This is a genomic window from Acinetobacter sp. YH12249 (assembly GCF_013417475.1).
GTDB lineage: Bacteria > Pseudomonadota > Gammaproteobacteria > Pseudomonadales > Moraxellaceae > Acinetobacter.
The window spans coordinates 1-1,658 of record NZ_VPDX01000072.1 but is presented as its reverse complement, the minus strand read 5'-3'; the positions used below and the strand labels follow the sequence as shown (position 1 = coordinate 1,658).

The window sequence follows — 1,658 nt, the reverse complement described above, 5'->3', positions numbered from 1 at the left end:
GCCAGGCCTCAGCATTTTATTATGGTGATCCCCTGGGCGAAATGCGCCTGGTAAGCAGAGTTTTTGAAATGTAAGGCCTTTGAATAAGACAAAAGGCTGCCTCATCGCTAACTTTGCAACAGTGCCATTTTAAGCGTTATGCTAAGCCCAGGAAGCCGCAGGATCTTTTGAACCACAACTGCATTAACGTCCGCTATTCTGATACGAGTGGATTGTACGCCTGGGAATTCGAGAAAGATGCTCAGAAATTCAGTCTGAAAGTCAAAGGGCAATATATTGCGAACAGCACGATTCATCAGCTCGATGCAGCATTAGACGGGCTGGGGATTGCCTATATTCCCGAGTATGTTGCAGATGGATATATCAAAAGCGGCAAGCTGATTGCTGTTCTGACCGAGTGGTGTCCATATTTTGACGGCTACCATATTTATTATCCTCACCGCCGACAGGATTCTCCTGCGTTTATGGCTTTTCTGCAAGTTTTGCGTGACAGGTACAATAATGGAATAAGATAAATTTATGAGTAAAGGATTATGTCCACGATAAGCACCTGGGTCGATTCCTGGGAGGCGGCCATGAGGGTAGGGAAGCGCCGTCCCGTCAAGTCAGCGTAATGCTCTGCCAGTGTTACAACCAATTAACCAATTCTGATTAGAAAAACTCATCGAGCATCAAATGAAACTGCAATTTATTCATATCAGGATTATCAATACCATATTTTTGAAAAAGCCGTTTCTGTAATGAAGGAGAAAACTCACCGAGGCAGTTCCATAGGATGGCAAGATCCTGGTATCGGTCTGCGATTCCGACTCGTCCAACATCAATACAACCTATTAATTTCCCCTCGTCAAAAATAAGGTTATCAAGTGAGAAATCACCATGAGTGACGACTGAATCCGGTGAGAATGGCAAAAGCTTATGCATTTCTTTCCAGACTTGTTCAACAGGCCAGCCATTACGCTCGTCATCAAAATCACTCGCATCAACCAAACCGTTATTCATTCGTGATTGCGCCTGAGCGAGACGAAATGCGCGATCGCTGTTAAAAGGACAATTACAAACAGGAATCGAATGCAACCGGCGCAGGAACGCTGCCAGCGCATCAACAATATTTTCACCTGAATCAGGATATTCTTCTAATACCTGGAATGCTGTTTTCCCGGGGATCGCAGTGGTGAGTAACCATGCATCATCAGGAGTACGGATAAAATGCTTGATGGTCGGAAGAGGCATAAATGCCGTCAGCCAGTTTAGTCTGACCATCTCATCTGTAACATCATTGGCAACGCTACCTTTGCCATGTTTCAGAAACAACTCTGGCGCATCGGGCTTCCCATACAATCGATAGATTGTCGCACCTGATTGCCCGACATTATCGCGAGCCCATCTATACCCATATAAATCAGCATCCAGGTTGGAATTTAATCGCGGCCTCGAGCAAGACGTTTCCCGTTGAATATGGCTCATAACACCCCTTGTATTACTGTTTATGTAAGCAGACAGTTTTATTGTTCATGATGATATATTTTTATCGGCACTGTTGCAAATAGTCGGTGGTGATAAACTTATCATCCCCTTTTGCTGATGGAGCTGCACATGAACCCATTCAAAGGCCGGCATTTTCAGCGTGACATCATTCTGTGGGCCGTACGCTGGTA

2 protein-coding genes are annotated in these 1,658 nt (G+C 44.9%); one reads left to right on the top strand and one right to left on the bottom strand.

Annotated elements, in window-relative coordinates:
• Window positions 1-113 precede the first annotated feature (113 nt).
• Window positions 114-515, top strand: a complete 402-nt coding sequence (locus FTV25_RS15930) for a LysR substrate-binding domain-containing protein (protein WP_001183556.1) — start codon at window positions 114-116, stop codon at window positions 513-515.
• Window positions 516-651: 136 nt separating this feature from the next.
• Here FTV25_RS15930 and FTV25_RS15925 read toward each other — a convergent pair whose 3' ends face one another.
• Complete coding sequence (locus FTV25_RS15925) at window positions 652-1,467, bottom strand: APH(3')-I family aminoglycoside O-phosphotransferase (protein ID WP_000018323.1); 816 nt, start codon at window positions 1,465-1,467, stop codon at window positions 652-654.
• Window positions 1,468-1,658 lie beyond the last annotated feature (191 nt).

Coding starts and splice junctions, on each gene's coding strand:
- FTV25_RS15925 (WP_000018323.1), bottom strand. CDS start 1,467: ATGAGCCATATTCAACGGGAAACGTCTTGCTCGAGGCCGCGATTAAAT.